We start from the raw sequence: 14,376 nt of genomic DNA, 5'->3' as shown, positions 1-14,376 counted from the left end.
CGCGAAGGGTTTGAGATGGTCACAGTCGTAGACACGATCGCCAACCGGCCGCGCCCGCGGCATCCCGAGAAGGCGCACCGGCCCGACCAGGAGGTGCTCCGCAAGCCCGACTGGATCCGCGTCAAGGCGCCGGTTTCCAAGGGCTATGCCGAAACGCGCGAGATCGTGAAGTCGCACAAGCTGGTGACGGTGTGCGAGGAGGCCGGCTGCCCGAATATCGGCGAGTGCTGGGACAAGAAGCACGCCACCTTCATGATCATGGGCGAGATCTGCACTCGCGCCTGCGCTTTCTGCAATGTCGCGACCGGTATCCCGACCGAGCTCGATGCGGATGAGCCGGCGCGCGTCGCGCACGCCGTCAAGCAGATGGGGCTGAGCCACGTCGTCATCACGTCCGTCGATCGCGATGACCTGGCCGATGGCGGCGCGCAGCATTTCGCCGACGTCATCCGCGCCATCCGCGCGGCGACGCCCTCGACGACGGTCGAGATCCTGACGCCCGACTTCCTGCGCAAGGACGGCGCGCTGGAGATCGTCGTCGCGGCCAAGCCCGACGTCTTCAACCATAATCTCGAAACCGTGCCGTCGAATTACCTGACGGTCCGTCCCGGCGCGCGTTATTTCCATTCGATCCGGCTTTTGCAGCGGGTCAAGGAACTCGACCCGTCGATCTTCACCAAATCCGGCATCATGGTCGGCCTCGGCGAGGAGCGGAACGAGGTGCTGCAATTGATGGACGATCTGCGTTCGGCCAATGTCGACTTCATGACCATCGGCCAGTACCTGCAGCCCTCGAAGAAGCACCATCCGGTGATCCGCTTCATCCCGCCGGACGAGTTCAAGTCCTATGAGACGATAGGCAAGACCAAGGGCTTCCTTCTGATGGCTTCGAGCCCGCTTACCCGCTCCTCGCATCACGCCGGCGAGGATTTCGCCAGGTTGCGCGCGGCGCGCGAGGCGCAGCTCGCGAAGGCCAGCTGACCTTCAATGCCGAAATTCGAGGCGACACGCCGCGTCGCGCATACACCGCAAGAGATGTTCGCGCTGGTTGCGGACATCGAAGCCTATCCGCAATTCCTGCCGCTCTGTGAGTCGCTCACCGTGCGCTCTCGCAAGGAGCGCGACGGCCGCACCATCCTGGTTGCCGACATGAGCATCGGCTACAAGGCGATCCGCGAGACCTTTACCACGCAGGTGCTGCTCAATCCGGCCGAGCATGCCATCGATGTCAAATACATCGACGGTCCGTTCAAATATCTCAGCAATATTTGGCGCTTCGATCCCGCTGGCGGCGGCTGCGAGGTGCATTTCTTCATCGACTACGAATTCAAGAGCCGCATCCTGGGCGCGGTGATGGGCACGATGTTCGATCGCGCCTTCCGCATGTTCTCGGAAGCCTTCGAGAAACGGGCAGACGTCATCTATGGGGTGAAGCAAGCCTAACGCTCACCGAGCGCGCGCAGCCCAAGCTGCAGCGCGTGCCGCACCGTCTCGTGCCGGATGAATTCGCGGCCCTTGTGACCGAACAGCTGCCGCTCGGCGATAACCGGCTGTCCGGCAAGCGCTATCCCGAACCAGACAAGACCGACCGGCTTGTCGGCCGAGCCGCCGCGGGGGCCGGCAATGCCGGTGACGGCGAGCGACAGGCTTGCCTGCGAATGCGCCAGCGCGCCCGCCGCCATTTCCAGAACCGTCTCGCGCGAGACCGCGCCATGCGCATCGAGCGTGGCGGCGGAGACGCCGAGCATCTCCATCTTGGCTTCGTTGGAATAGGTGATGAAGCCGCGATCGACCACCGCGGAGGACCCGGCGATGTCGGTCAGCGCCGCGATGATCAGGCCGCCGGTGCAGCTTTCGGCCGTCGCCAGCATGATGCCGCGCTGCTGACAGGCCTGGAGCAAAGCGATAGCGAGTTCGGCGTTGCTCATGCCGGCACCTCTCCCGGGTAGACGACGCTGGCGGTGGCGATCGCTGCGATGCCTTCGCCACGCCCAACAAAGCCCAGCTTCTCGTTGGTTGTCGCCTTGATCGAAATACGCTCGCGCGCGATGCCAAGCATGGCCGAAAGCGCCTCCGTCATCGCCGCGCGATGCGGCCCGACGCGCGGCGCCTCGCAGATCAACGTGATGTCGGCATTGGCGATGCGGCCGCCACGTTCGCGCACCAGCTTTGCCGCGTGCTCGACGAAGATCTTCGAGGCCGCTCCCTTCCATTGCGGGTCGGACGGCGGGAAATGCGTGCCTATGTCGTCGGCGCCGCAGGTGGCAAGCAACGCGTCGGTCAGCGCATGCAGCCCGACATCGGCGTCCGAATGGCCGGACAGTTTTCGCTCGTAGGGAATGGCGACGCCACAGAGCGTTACATGGTCGCCGGGCTCGAAGGCGTGCACGTCGTAGCCATTGCCGGTGCGAATATCCGGGAAGCGCTGCTGCGCGCTCAAGAGCCGCTGGTCGGCCAATGCAATATCCCTTGCCCAGGTGAGTTTGACGTTGTCCGGCGATCCCGGAACGATCTTGACCGGTATCTGCGCCCATTCGGCGATCGCCGCGTCGTCGGTGAATTCCGTTTTCCCCAAATGATGCGCCTTTTCGTGCGCGGCGAGCAGCGGCCAGAACGGAAAGCCCTGCGGCGTCTGCGCCGCATGAAGGCCGGCTCTCGACACCGTCTCATCGATCATGCCGGCAGCCGATTCCCGCTTCAGCGTATCGGCGACGGGCAGCGCCGGCAGCGCGCCCTGGCGCTCGCCGATCGCCTCGATGGTGCGGTCGATCAGCCCGGCGTCGACGAACGGGCGTACGGCATCGTGCACCAGCACTTTTGCGGGTGCCTGGTCCCTCAGCGCCATGAGGCCGAGCCGGACGGAAGCCTGGCGCGAAGGGCCGCCGATCACGGCGACAAGACGATCGCCATGCACCTCGGCCGCGCGTTGGAAGAGTTCGGCATCGTCGGCATGGATCGCCACGACCACCGGGCCGATCATTGGATGCGAGAGGAAGATATCCAATGTATGCGCGATGACGGCACGGCCGCCGATGCGCTGATATTGCTTCGGACCGTCGGCCTGTCCGGCGCGCGCGCCGCGTCCGGCGGCGACGATCACCACCCCGATCCCACCGCTTGGGCCCGCCGCTTGCTTTTCGCTTGCCTCGCTCATTCCGATCGGTCCTAGTCGGCGTGATGGCCGAAGGCCAGCATTTTCCAAAATGCGCCTTAATGTGACGTCATTGCGCGTTGCACAATGCCACACTTCTGGCTAGAGAATGTGCAACGATTGAACATGCTTGGTTTTTGTGCATGGTTGAACTGACCACTTTGGCATCGCCACTCGATGTCGGCGGCGTGAGAATCCGCAATCGCGTTTTCCTGGCGCCGATGTCGGGCATCACCGACGAGCCGTTCCGGCAGCGCGCCCACGCGCATGGCGCGGGGCTGGTCGTATCGGAAATGGTGGCAAGCGGCGAACTGGCCAAGGGCAGGGCCGGCTGCGACCTGCGCATCCGCCATTCCGGCCTGCCGGTGCATATGGTTCAGTTGGCCGGACGCGAAGTTATCGATATGGGCGAGGGCGCGCGCATAGCGGCGGGCGAGGGCGCCGATATCATCGACATCAACATGGGCTGCCCTGCGAAGAAGGTGACCGGCGGCTATGCCGGTTCGGCGCTGATGCGCGACCTCGACCATGCGCTGTCGCTGATCGAGGCGGTGGTCGGCGCAGTCTCGGTGCCGGTGACGGTCAAGATGCGGCTCGGCTGGGACGAAAGCGCGCTCAACGCGCCGATGCTGGCCCGCCGCGCCGAACAGGCTGGCGTCAAGATGGTAACAGTGCATGGCCGCACGCGCTGCCAGTTCTACCAGGGCAAGGCCGACTGGCGTGCCATTGCGCGCGTCAAGGAAGCTGTATCGATACCCGTGGTGGCCAATGGCGATGTCGGCTCGCCGGAAGAGGCGGCGACAATCCTCGAACAGTCCGGAGCAGACGCGGTGATGATCGGCCGCGCGCACTATGGCGCACCATGGATCGCTGGTGACATTGCCACAACCGCCGCCGGTGCAAGCGCGCAAGCAATTCCGCGCATGCCGCGGGCGCTCGCCGACTACGTCGTGTCCCACTACGAGGACATGCTCTCGCTCTACGGTATCGAAAGCGGCCTGCGCCAGGCGCGCAAGCATCTCGGCTGGTATCTTGACCGCCATACGGCCGATGTTTCAGCCGAGCAGCGCAAACGCATTCTGACTTCCTTCGACCCGCGGGAAGTCGTCGCCGAGCTGCGCCGCGCGTTCACTGACAGCTTGTCCTCGATCAGCCTGCGGAGCGCGGCATGAAGGCCAACGTTCCCCAGCCGGCCGATATGGCGGATGCCGCCAATATCGTGCTCAACACCATCCGCCGCCCGGTCATCATGGTCGACCTCGACGGCTTTATCACTTTTGCCAATGCCGATGCCGAGGACTTCTTCCGCTCCAGCGCGACCATGCTCGCCCGCAACACGCTGTCCAAGCTGGTGCCCTTCGGTAGCCCGCTGCTGACGCTGGTCGACCAGGTGCGCGAACGCCGTGCGCCGGTCAACGAATACCGCGTCGACGTCTCATCGCCGCGCCTCGGCATCGAGAAGATGGTCGACCTCTATGTCGCGCCGGTGACGGAGTTTCCGGGCTCGATCGTGGTCATGTTCCAGGAACGGTCGATGGCCGACAAGATCGATCGCCAGATGACGCATCGCGGTGCCGCGCGCTCCGTCACCGGTCTCGCCGCCATGCTGGCGCATGAGATCAAGAACCCGCTTTCAGGCATCCGCGGCGCCGCCCAATTGCTCGAGTTGTCGGCTTCCGACGAGGACCGCGCGCTGACCCGCCTGATCACCGACGAGACGGACCGCATCGTCTCGCTGGTCGACCGCATGGAGGTGTTTTCCGACGAGCGGCCGATCGAGCGCTATCCGGTCAACATCCACGTCGTGCTCGATCATGTGAAGGCGATTGCCAAGAATGGTTTTGCAAGGCGGATCAAGATCTTGGAGGAATATGATCCATCATTGCCTCCGGTCTTCGCCAACCGCGACCAACTGATCCAGGTCTTCCTCAATCTGGTGAAGAACGCCGCCGAGGCGATCGCCGCCGACCCGCAGGGCGAGATCATGCTGTCGACGGCTTTCCGCCCTGGCATCCGTGTTTCCGTGCCCGGCACGCAGGATCGGGTCTCGCTGCCGCTGGAATTCTGCGTGCATGACAACGGGCCCGGCGTCTCCGAGGACATCCTGCCGATCCTGTTCGATCCGTTCATCACCACCAAACCCAATGGCTCGGGACTTGGGCTGGCGCTGGTAGCCAAGATCGTCGGCGAGCATGGCGGCATCATCGAATGCGATTCGACGCCGCGCGGGACGACATTTCGCATCCTGCTTCCGGCCTGGAAGCAGACCGCGCCCGGCGCGGGCGAGGGAGCTGAAGGAGACCGCACATGACTGCTCGCGGCAATATTCTCGTCGCCGACGACGATGCGGCCATCCGCACCGTGCTCAGCCAGGCGCTGTCGCGGGTCGGCCACGAGGTGCGCGTCACCTCCAATGCTTCGACGCTGTGGCGTTGGGTGGCGGCGGGCGAGGGCGATCTGGTCATCACCGACGTGGTGATGCCCGACGAGAATGCTTTCGACATGCTGCCGCGCATCAAGAAGGCGCGGCCCGAGCTGCCGGTCATCGTCATGAGCGCGCAGAACACGTTCATGACCGCGATCCGCGCCTCCGAGACCGGCGCCTACGAATATCTGCCGAAGCCGTTCGACCTCACTGAACTGCTTAACATCGTCAGCCGGGCGCTGGCCGAGCCGAAGCGGCCGAAGCTCGATGCTCGCGCGGAAGACCAGCCTGAGACGATGCCGCTGGTCGGCCGCTCCGCCGCCATGCAGGATATCTACCGCATGCTGGCGCGCATGATGCAGACCGACCTCACGGTCATGATCAGCGGCGAGTCCGGCACCGGCAAGGAGCTGGTGGCGCGCGCGCTGCATGAGTATGGCCGCCGCCGCGGCGGCCCGTTCGTGGCCATCAACATGGCGGCGATTCCGCGCGACCTGATCGAATCGGAACTGTTCGGCCACGAGAAGGGCGCCTTCACCGGGGCGCAGAACCGCTCTAGCGGCCGCTTCGAACAGGCCGAGGGCGGCACGCTGTTTCTCGATGAGATCGGCGACATGCCGATGGAAGCACAGACCCGGCTGCTGCGCGTGCTGCAGCAGGGCGAATACACCACGGTCGGCGGCCGCACGCCGATCAAGACAGACGTGCGCATCGTCGCGGCCACAAACAAGGATCTGCGCACGCTGATCAACCAGGGCCTCTTCCGCGAGGACCTGTTCTATCGCCTCAATGTCGTGCCGCTGAGGCTGCCGGCGCTGCGCGAGCGTTCCGAGGACATTCCCGATCTGGTGCGGCATTTCTTCAAGCAGGGCGCCAGCGAGGGCTTGCAGACCAAGCGCATATCGTCCGGCGGCATCGAGCTCATGAAGCGCTACCCCTGGCCGGGCAACGTGCGCGAGCTGGAAAACCTGGTGCGCCGGCTGGCCGCCCTCTATTCGCAGGACGAGATTTCGTCGGAGATCATCGAATCCGAGCTGAAGACCGGCGAAAGGCCGGTCGTGCCCGACGGCGGCGCGCTCATCCCCGACGATCTGTCGATCGGCCAGGCGGTCGAGCACTTCCTGCAGCGATATTTCGCCTCCTTCGCCGGTGAATTGCCGCCGGCCGGGCTCTATCAGCGCATTCTTGCCGAGGTCGAATATCCGCTGGTGCTGGCTTCGATGACGGCGACGCGCGGCAACCAGATCAAGGCGGCGGAACTTTTGGGGCTCAACCGCAACACGCTGCGCAAGAAGATCCGCGAACTCGGCGTCAACGTCTACAAATCAGCCAGGCAGCCGTAGCGTCACCTCGTCCCTTCGGTGAATTTTGTCTGGGAAAGATTATCTTCCCGGCCACACTTGTTGCATAATCGCCACAATGCGTTGCATACATCCGACGCGATGATCGACTCTGTACCGCGACATGGCAGCTGAGGCTCCGACCCTGAACCAATCGCCTTTCAACCAGACCGGCGCGCGCGACGGGCGGCGGTTGCTGGCGTTGCCCGGCGTCGTCGCGATTGCCGGCGCGATGATCACGGCGGCCATCTCGTTCGCGATCCTGGTCGGCGCGACGCCGATCGCGCCGACGGCCGACGCGACCTGGGCCTTGATCGCGGCCAATGCCGTCTTTGTCCTGTTCCTCATCGCCTTGATCGCCCGCGAGGTGCGCCGCATCATCCTGGCGCGGCGCCACGGCAGGGCCGCCTCGCGGCTGCATGTGCGCATCGTCGCGATGTTCGCGCTGGTTGCCGCCATTCCGGCCATCATGGTGGCGATCATCGCCTCGATCACGCTCGACATCGGCCTCGACCGTTGGTTTGAAATCCGCACCAAGACGATCGTCAATTCATCGCTGTCGATTGCCGACGCCTATGTGCAGGAGAACGCGCGCAACCTGCAGGGCACGACATTGTCCATGGCGTACGATCTCGACGCCTCGCGCACGCTCTACGGCCTCGACCGGGGCGGTTTCCTCGACCTGTTGAACAAGGAAGCCGTCGGACGCGGACTGGCGCATGCGGCCCTGATCAAGCCGGATGGCTCGTTCGTCATGAACGCCAAGACCGATGCCGATTTCCCCATGCCAGAGCCGCCCTCGGGCGCTGTCGACACCGCGTCCGACGGCAAGCCGGTGCTGATCGAGCCGCGCACCCGCAACATCATGGGCGCCATCATCAAGCTGCGCGAGATCGAAGGGCTTTACCTGTATACGATCCGGCTCGTCGATCCCGACGTGATCAAGGCGCGTCAGATCGTCAGGTCCAACACCGACGAATACCGCAATCTCGAGGACAACCGCCGGACCTCGCAGGTCGCCTTCGCGCTGCCCTATCTGTCGCTCACGCTGATCATCACGCTCTCGGCTATCTGGACAGGCATCGCGGTCGCCGACCGGATCGTGCGGCCGATCCGCCAGCTGATCGGCGCCGCCGACGAGGTGGCGACCGGCAATCTCGACGCTGCAGTTCCGGTGCGCCAGTCCGATGGCGACGTCGCCTCGCTCGGCGAGACCTTCAACAACATGATCCTGGAGCTCAAATCGCAGCGCAACGAGTTGCTCTCGGCCAAGGATCTGATCGACGAGCGGCGGCGCTTCTCCGAGGCCGTGCTGGCCGGTGTCACCGCCGGCGTCATCGGCGTCGATCCTTACGGCGTCATCACCATCGTCAATCGTTCGGCCGAAACCATGCTGGCGATTTCGGCAAATGCGACGCTCGGCCAGAACCTGTCGGCGGTCCTGCCGCTTGTCGGCCGCGTCTTCGAGATCGGGCGGCAGTCCGGCAAGCCGGTCTATCGCGAGCAGGTGACCTTCTTCCGCAGCGGTCTGGAGCGCACCTTCAATGTCCAGGTGACGGTCGAAGCCGGCGACGACGGCGAGGAAGAGAAATCCTATGTGGTCACGGTCGACGACATCACCGATCTCGTCCAGGCGCAGCGCTCGTCGGCCTGGGCCGACGTCGCGCGGCGCATCGCGCATGAGATCAAGAACCCGCTGACGCCGATCCAGCTTTCGGCCGAGCGCATCAAGCGCCGTTACGGCAAGGTCATCACCGAGGACCGCGAGGTCTTCGACCAGTGCACCGATACCATCATCCGCCAGGTCGAGGACATCGGCCGCATGGTCGACGAATTCTCGGCCTTTGCCCGCATGCCGAAGCCCGAGATGAAGGCTATCGACCTGCGTGAATCGCTGCGCGAGGCGTCCTTCCTGGTCGAGGTCAGCCGCTCCGACATCGCCTTCAAACGTGATTTCGGCAGCGAGCCGTTGAAAGGCACTTTCGACAGCCGCCTGATGGCGCAGGCCTTCGGCAACGTCATCAAGAACGCGGCCGAGGCGATCGACGGACTTGATGCGAAAGACCGTTCGGACGGCACAATCCGGATTCAGGCCGGGCGCCAAGATGGCGCCATACGAATCGACGTTATCGATAACGGCAAGGGGCTGCCGCGCGAGAATCGCCAAAGGCTTCTCGAGCCCTATATGACGACACGCGAGAAGGGCACCGGGCTTGGTCTCGCTATCGTCAAGAAGATCGTGGAGGACCATGGCGGCCGTCTCGAATTGCACGACGCGCCAGCGGATTTCCATGGCGGCCGGGGCGCGATGATCTCGATCATCCTGCCCCCGGCGACGATCGTAGCTGCGCCGCCACGCGGTGAGGGTCGAAGCGAACACGAAAGAGAAACTGAAAAGGTCGGTAATGGCGTCTGACATTCTCATAGTCGATGACGAGGAAGACATCCGCGAACTTGTCGCCGGTATCCTGAGCGACGAGGGTCATGAAACACGCACGGCGCATGATGCCGACAGCGCGCTCGCGGCGATCGCCGATCGCGCGCCGCGGCTGATTTTCCTCGACATCTGGCTGCAGGGTTCGCGCCTCGACGGCCTGGCGTTGCTCGACGAGATCAAGACCATGCACCCGAACATGCCGGTGGTGATGATTTCCGGCCACGGCAACATCGAGACGGCGGTGTCGGCCATCCGGCGCGGCGCGTACGACTTCATCGAGAAGCCGTTCAAGGCCGATCGCCTCATCCTGGTCGCAGAGCGCGCGCTGGAGACGTCCAAGCTGCGGCGCGAGGTTTCCGACCTCAAGCAGCGCAGCGGCGAGACCTTCGACCTGATCGGCATGTCGTCGGCGATGAGTCAGCTGCGGCAGACCATCGAACGCGTCGCGCCCACCAACAGCCGCGTCATGATCGTCGGTCCCTCAGGCTCCGGCAAGGAACTGACGGCGCGCGCCATCCACACGCTTTCGTCGCGCAAGACCGGTCCGTTCGTGACGCTGAGCGCGGCCACCATCACGCCCGAACGCATGGAGATCGAGCTGTTCGGCACAGAATCGAACGGCACCGAGCGCAAGGTCGGCGCGCTGGAGGAGGCGCATCGCGGCATCCTCTACATCGACGAAGTCGCCGATATGCCGCGCGAAACGCAAAACAAGATCCTTCGCGTGCTGGTCGAGCAGCAATTCGAGCGGGTAGGCGGCACCAAGCGCGTCAAGGTCGATGTCCGCATCATCTCTTCGACCTCGCAGAATCTCGAAGCGATGATCGCCGACGGCCGCTTCCGCGAGGACCTTTACCATCGCCTGGCGGTGGTTCCGGTCATCGTGCCGGGGCTCGCCGAGCGGCGCGAGGACATTCCCTATCTCGTCGACAATTTCATGAAGCAGATCGCGCGCCAGGCCGGCATCAAGCCGCGCCGCATCGGCGACGATGCGCTGGCCGTCCTGCAGGCGCATAACTGGCCGGGCAACGTTCGCCAACTGCGCAACAATGTCGAGCGATTGATGATTCTGGCGCGAGGCGAAGAGGCCGATGCGCCGATCACCGCCGATCTTCTGCCCTCCGAGATCGGCGACGTGATGCCACGCACGCCCAACCAGTCGGACCAGCACATCATGGCGCTGCCGTTGCGCGAGGCCCGCGAGCAATTCGAGAAGGACTATCTGATCGCCCAGATCAACCGCTTCGGCGGCAACATCTCGAAGACGGCCGAGTTCATCGGCATGGAACGCTCGGCGCTCCACCGCAAGCTGAAGTCGCTGGGTGTGTAAAAGCAATTCCAAGAAGGTGCGCAGCGGTTAGGCTCGGCGGTTTCGCCGTAGCTGTCCGTGCGGAATCGCGTAAGCCCCCGGGCCGGCTTGCCAGGCCCGGCTTGGCCCACGCGATTGTTCATTACGGCAGGGGCGGAATCGCCTAAGAAAGCCAGATATTTCCCTGAGGATGCCCATGCCGCGCATTGCCTATGTCAACGGGCGCTATGTCGTCCATGCCCAAGCCAGCGTCCATATCGAGGACCGTGGCTACCAGTTCGCGGACGGCGTCTATGAGGTCTGCGAAGTGGCGCGCGGCCATATCGTCGACATGCCGCGTCATCTTGCCCGGCTCAAGCGCTCGCTGAAGGAACTGTCGATCGCCTGGCCGGTCTCGGAAGGCGTCCTGCCGATGCTGCTGCGCGAGGTGGTCAATCGCAACGGCGTTATCGACGGCCTTGTCTATGTGCAGGTGACGCGCGGCGTCGCCAGCCGTGAGTTCGTGTTTCCGCCGGCAGGCACGAGGCCTTCCCTGGTCATAACCGCCAGAAAGGCCGATCCGGCCGCGGCGGCAAAGCGGGTGGAAGCCGGCATCAAGGTCATCACGGTGCCTGAGAACCGCTGGGATCGCGTCGACATCAAGAGCACGGGCCTCTTGCCCAATGTGCTCGCCAAGCAGAAGGCCAAGGAAGCCGGCGCCCAGGAAGCCTGGTTCGTCGACACCGACGGCAACGTCAAGGAAGGCGGCTCGTCCAACGCCTGGATCGTCACCCGGGACGGCGTCCTGGTGACCCGGCCGGCCGAGCACGGCATCCTGCGCGGCATCACCCGCACGACGCTTTTCGATGTCGCCGCAAAGCTCGGCCTCAAGATCGAAGAACGTGGTTTTTCGGTCACCGAGGCCAAGGCGGCCAGGGAAGCGTTCATCAGTTCGGCGACGACAATCGCCATGCCGGTGGTCGAAATTGACGGTGCGCCGATCGCAAATGGCCATCCTGGTTCCATGACACTTTCGTTGCGGCAGGCCTTTTTTGACGTTGCGGAAAAAAGTCCAGCCTGATAACCGCACAGCTGGAATTAACCTCAACTATCTCATTCTGCTTGCCATTGTGTCGGCAAGAGGGGGTTTGCGCGCTTGACAGGTGCCGCGTAATTTGGCGCATTGGCCCGCAAACCGAAGGGGATCGGCGAAAGACAAGAAAAATGGCGGAACGATCGCAAAATCTTCAGGACCTGTTCCTGAATTCAGTTCGCAAGAGCAAAAATCCACTTACCATCTTCCTCATCAACGGCGTGAAGCTGACCGGCGTCGTCACTTCGTTCGACAATTTTTGTGTATTGTTGCGGCGTGACGGGCACTCCCAGCTCGTCTACAAGCATGCCATTTCCACGATCATGCCGAGCCAGCCGGTTCAGATGTTCGATGGCGAGGAAAGCCAGGGCGCCTGATTGGCACGTGATAAGGACGCGGACCGCAGCGTTCGCGGAAAACAAGGACATCAACTCGGGCCGGATTCCAAGGATCCGACCCGGGCCGTCGTCATTGTGCCGGTGCTTACCCGCCAGCCGCGCGGCGACGATGAATCGAGTCGCCCGCGTCTGAGCCGTTCGGCGGATGCACGCCACGACGAAGCGGTCGGCCTTGCCAGCGCCATCGATCTCAACCCGGTTCACACCGCGGTGGTGACGGTTGCCGATCCGCGGCCGGCCACGCTACTCGGCAGCGGTAAGGTGGCCGAGTTCGCGGATATCGTGAAGGAACGCAAGGCGGAGCTGGTCATTGTCGACCATCCGCTGACCCCGGTGCAGCAGCGCAATCTCGAAAAGGAACTGAACGCCAAGGTGCTCGATCGCACCGGGCTCATCCTCGAGATCTTCGGCGAGCGGGCGCGCACCAAGGAAGGCGCGCTGCAGGTCGAGCTCGCCCATCTCAACTACCAGAAGGGCCGCCTGGTGCGCAGCTGGACTCACCTCGAGCGGCAGCGCGGCGGCGCCGGCTTCCTCGGCGGTCCCGGCGAAACCCAGATCGAATCCGATCGTCGCATCCTGCAGGACAAGATCACCAAGCTGAAGCACGAGCTGGAAACGGTGCGGCGCACACGCGACCTGCATCGCGCCAAGCGCAAGAAGGTGCCTTTCCCGGTGGTGGCGATCGTCGGCTACACCAATGCCGGCAAGTCGACGCTGTTCAACCGGTTGACCGGGGCAGGGGTGCTGGCCGAGGACATGCTTTTCGCGACGCTTGATCCGACGTTGCGGCGCGTGCGGCTGCCGCACGGCACGCCGGTCATCCTGTCCGACACGGTGGGCTTCATTTCCGACCTTCCGACGCATCTGGTGGCGGCCTTCCGGGCGACGTTGGAAGAAGTCGTCGAGGCGGATCTGGTGCTTCATCTGCGCGACATCTCCGATCCCGATACGGCGGCCCAGGCCGAAGACGTCGAACGCATCCTCGGCGATCTTGGCGTCGACGCCGCCGACGCGAACCGCGTGATCGAGGTCTGGAACAAGATCGATCTGCTCGACGAAGGCAATCGCGAGCGGCTGCTTGACGAAGGGGCAAGCGGCAAGTCTCCGCCGATAGCCATTTCAGCGGTGACCGGCGAAGGACTGGACACGCTGAAAGCGCTCATCGAAACGCGGGTGTCGGGCGAACTGGAAACGATGACCGTGACGTTGAGCCCGGCTCAGCTCGGCCAGGTCGACTGGCTCTACCGCAACGGCGACGTCGTTTCGCGCACCGACAATGAGGACGGCAGCGTCACCCTTTCGCTCACGGCCACGCATAGCGCCAGGCAGGAAATCGAGAGCCGCCTGCATCGCAAGGGCAGCTAATCGGCTGATTCCTTGGCGCTTTTGGCCTGCTGCCAGAGCGCTTCCATTTCGTCGAGCGTTGCCTTCTCCAGTGAACCGCCCGAAGCCTCCAAGGCTTGCTCGACATAGTGAAAGCGCGACCGGAACTTGTCGTTGGTGCCGCTGAGCGCCGCTTCCGAATCGAGCTTGAGGTGGCGGCCGAGGTTGACGACGGCAAACAGCATATCGCCGAACTCGTCCTTGATCGGAGTCGCGTCACCGGTGGCGAGCGCCTCGCGCAATTCGCCGATCTCTTCCTCTATTTTGTCGAGGATCGGGGCTGCCTCGCTCCAGTCGAAGCCGACGCGCGCTGCCTTCTCCTGCAGCTTCAGGGCGCGCGTCAGGGCAGGGAGCGCGACCGGCACGCTATCGAGAAATCCCTTGCCGTGATCTTCCGGATCGAGCCCGCGCGCGAGCCGGGCGTCGCGCTTCTCGGCTTTTTCAACCGCCTTGATCTTCTCCCACATGCCCTTGGCCATGCCGGCGCTGCGCGCCTTCTCGTCGCCGAAGACGTGCGGATGGCGGCGGATCATCTTGGTGGTGATGGCCTCGACGACATCGCCGAAAGCGAACTCGCCGATCTCCTCGGCCATCTGCGCGTGGTAGACGACCTGTAGCAGCAGATCGCCCAATTCCTCGCGCAGATCGTCGAAATCGCCGCGCGCGATCGCGTCGGCCACTTCATAGGCCTCCTCGATCGTGTAGGGCGCGATGGTCGTAAAATTCTGCTCGATATCCCAGGGGCAGCCGGTCTTCGGCGCTCGCAGCGCTGCCATGATCTCGATCAGCCGGGAAATGTCCTTGGAGGGCTTCATGAGTTGAGCCTATCTCGCGGTCAGCGTCCGACCAATCCTGGCCGGA

At 63.9% G+C, this 14,376-nt stretch carries 13 protein-coding genes; 10 read left to right on the top strand and 3 right to left on the bottom strand.

The genetic code is table 11. The features are described from left to right. Positions 1-15 precede the first annotated feature (15 nt). Both lipA and FJW10_RS24955 read left to right on the top strand, forming a co-directional pair. A complete protein-coding gene (lipA, locus tag FJW10_RS24960) occupies positions 16-981 on the top strand; it encodes a lipoyl synthase (protein ID WP_140657228.1) in 966 nt (321 codons plus the stop codon). Between the two features lie 6 nt (positions 982-987). Beyond that, positions 988-1,443 carry a type II toxin-antitoxin system RatA family toxin gene (locus FJW10_RS24955; RefSeq protein ID WP_140785016.1) on the top strand — a complete coding sequence of 152 codons (456 nt, stop codon included), beginning with the start codon at positions 988-990 and terminating at the stop codon, positions 1,441-1,443. Here the strand turns inward: FJW10_RS24955 and FJW10_RS24950 are convergent. Together FJW10_RS24950 and FJW10_RS24945 are read right to left on the bottom strand one after the other, a co-directional pair. Next, entirely contained in the window at positions 1,440-1,928 is a 489-nt protein-coding gene (locus FJW10_RS24950) for a CinA family protein (protein ID WP_140902047.1), read from the bottom strand. The genes FJW10_RS24955 and FJW10_RS24950 overlap by 4 nt on opposite strands. After that, positions 1,925-3,154: a bifunctional 2-C-methyl-D-erythritol 4-phosphate cytidylyltransferase/2-C-methyl-D-erythritol 2,4-cyclodiphosphate synthase gene (locus FJW10_RS24945; protein ID WP_140902046.1), complete on the bottom strand. Its 1,230-nt coding sequence runs from the start codon at positions 3,152-3,154 to the stop codon at positions 1,925-1,927. Before FJW10_RS24945 ends, FJW10_RS24950 begins: the two co-directional genes overlap by 4 nt. A 140-nt stretch (positions 3,155-3,294) precedes the next feature. Here FJW10_RS24945 and dusB point away from each other — a divergent pair, with 140 nt between their 5' ends. The 8 genes from dusB (at position 3,295) to hflX (ending at position 13,497) form a co-directional block, all read left to right on the top strand. Next, positions 3,295-4,323, top strand: coding sequence for a tRNA dihydrouridine synthase DusB (gene dusB / locus FJW10_RS24940; protein WP_140902045.1), 1,029 nt, complete (start codon positions 3,295-3,297; stop codon positions 4,321-4,323). Beyond that, a complete protein-coding gene (locus FJW10_RS24935; RefSeq protein WP_140902044.1) occupies positions 4,320-5,462 on the top strand; it encodes a nitrogen regulation protein NR(II) in 1,143 nt (380 codons plus the stop codon). The genes dusB and FJW10_RS24935 overlap by 4 nt, the downstream gene beginning before the upstream one ends. Further along, positions 5,459-6,919 (top strand): nitrogen regulation protein NR(I), encoded by a 1,461-nt coding sequence (gene ntrC / locus FJW10_RS24930; RefSeq protein WP_140902043.1) that lies wholly within the window; start codon positions 5,459-5,461, stop codon positions 6,917-6,919. The genes FJW10_RS24935 and ntrC overlap by 4 nt, the downstream gene beginning before the upstream one ends. Positions 6,920-7,040: 121 nt before the next feature. Beyond that, positions 7,041-9,332: a PAS domain-containing sensor histidine kinase gene (locus tag FJW10_RS24925; protein WP_140902042.1), complete on the top strand. Its 2,292-nt coding sequence runs from the start codon at positions 7,041-7,043 to the stop codon at positions 9,330-9,332. After that, positions 9,322-10,683 (top strand): sigma-54 dependent transcriptional regulator, encoded by a 1,362-nt coding sequence (locus tag FJW10_RS24920; RefSeq protein ID WP_140646227.1) that lies wholly within the window; start codon positions 9,322-9,324, stop codon positions 10,681-10,683. Before FJW10_RS24925 ends, FJW10_RS24920 begins: the two co-directional genes overlap by 11 nt. A 175-nt stretch (positions 10,684-10,858) precedes the next feature. Further along, entirely contained in the window at positions 10,859-11,722 is an 864-nt protein-coding gene (locus tag FJW10_RS24915; RefSeq protein WP_140902041.1) for a D-amino-acid transaminase, read from the top strand. Positions 11,723-11,865: 143 nt separating this feature from the next. Then, entirely contained in the window at positions 11,866-12,111 is a 246-nt protein-coding gene (hfq, locus tag FJW10_RS24910; RefSeq protein WP_006202172.1) for an RNA chaperone Hfq, read from the top strand. Beyond that, complete coding sequence (gene hflX, locus FJW10_RS24905) at positions 12,112-13,497, top strand: GTPase HflX (protein WP_140902040.1); 1,386 nt, start codon at positions 12,112-12,114, stop codon at positions 13,495-13,497. Here the strand turns inward: hflX and mazG are convergent. After that, the gene (gene mazG / locus FJW10_RS24900; RefSeq protein WP_140902039.1) at positions 13,494-14,330 is read right to left on the bottom strand and encodes a nucleoside triphosphate pyrophosphohydrolase; all 837 of its coding nucleotides are present in this window, start codon (positions 14,328-14,330) and stop codon (positions 13,494-13,496) included. The genes hflX and mazG overlap by 4 nt on opposite strands. Positions 14,331-14,376 lie beyond the last annotated feature (46 nt).

The organism is Mesorhizobium sp. B4-1-1 (assembly GCF_006439375.1).
Classification (GTDB): domain Bacteria; phylum Pseudomonadota; class Alphaproteobacteria; order Rhizobiales; family Rhizobiaceae; genus Mesorhizobium.
This window is presented reverse-complemented; position numbering and strand designations above follow the sequence as displayed.

Excerpts from the sequence above, each read along its gene's own strand:
- lipA (WP_140657228.1), top strand. The coding sequence starts at position 16 with ATGGTCACAGTCGTAGACACGATCGCCAACCGGCCGCGCCCGCGGCAT.
- dusB (WP_140902045.1), top strand. The coding sequence starts at position 3,295 with ATGGTTGAACTGACCACTTTGGCATCGCCACTCGATGTCGGCGGCGTG.
- FJW10_RS24925 (WP_140902042.1), top strand. The coding sequence starts at position 7,041 with ATGGCAGCTGAGGCTCCGACCCTGAACCAATCGCCTTTCAACCAGACC.
- FJW10_RS24955 (WP_140785016.1), top strand. The coding sequence starts at position 988 with ATGCCGAAATTCGAGGCGACACGCCGCGTCGCGCATACACCGCAAGAG.
- hfq (WP_006202172.1), top strand. The coding sequence starts at position 11,866 with ATGGCGGAACGATCGCAAAATCTTCAGGACCTGTTCCTGAATTCAGTT.
- FJW10_RS24920 (WP_140646227.1), top strand. The coding sequence starts at position 9,322 with ATGGCGTCTGACATTCTCATAGTCGATGACGAGGAAGACATCCGCGAA.
- ntrC (WP_140902043.1), top strand. The coding sequence starts at position 5,459 with ATGACTGCTCGCGGCAATATTCTCGTCGCCGACGACGATGCGGCCATC.
- FJW10_RS24935 (WP_140902044.1), top strand. The coding sequence starts at position 4,320 with ATGAAGGCCAACGTTCCCCAGCCGGCCGATATGGCGGATGCCGCCAAT.
- mazG (WP_140902039.1), bottom strand. The coding sequence starts at position 14,330 with ATGAAGCCCTCCAAGGACATTTCCCGGCTGATCGAGATCATGGCAGCG.
- FJW10_RS24915 (WP_140902041.1), top strand. The coding sequence starts at position 10,859 with ATGCCGCGCATTGCCTATGTCAACGGGCGCTATGTCGTCCATGCCCAA.
- FJW10_RS24950 (WP_140902047.1), bottom strand. The coding sequence starts at position 1,928 with ATGAGCAACGCCGAACTCGCTATCGCTTTGCTCCAGGCCTGTCAGCAG.
- FJW10_RS24945 (WP_140902046.1), bottom strand. The coding sequence starts at position 3,154 with ATGAGCGAGGCAAGCGAAAAGCAAGCGGCGGGCCCAAGCGGTGGGATC.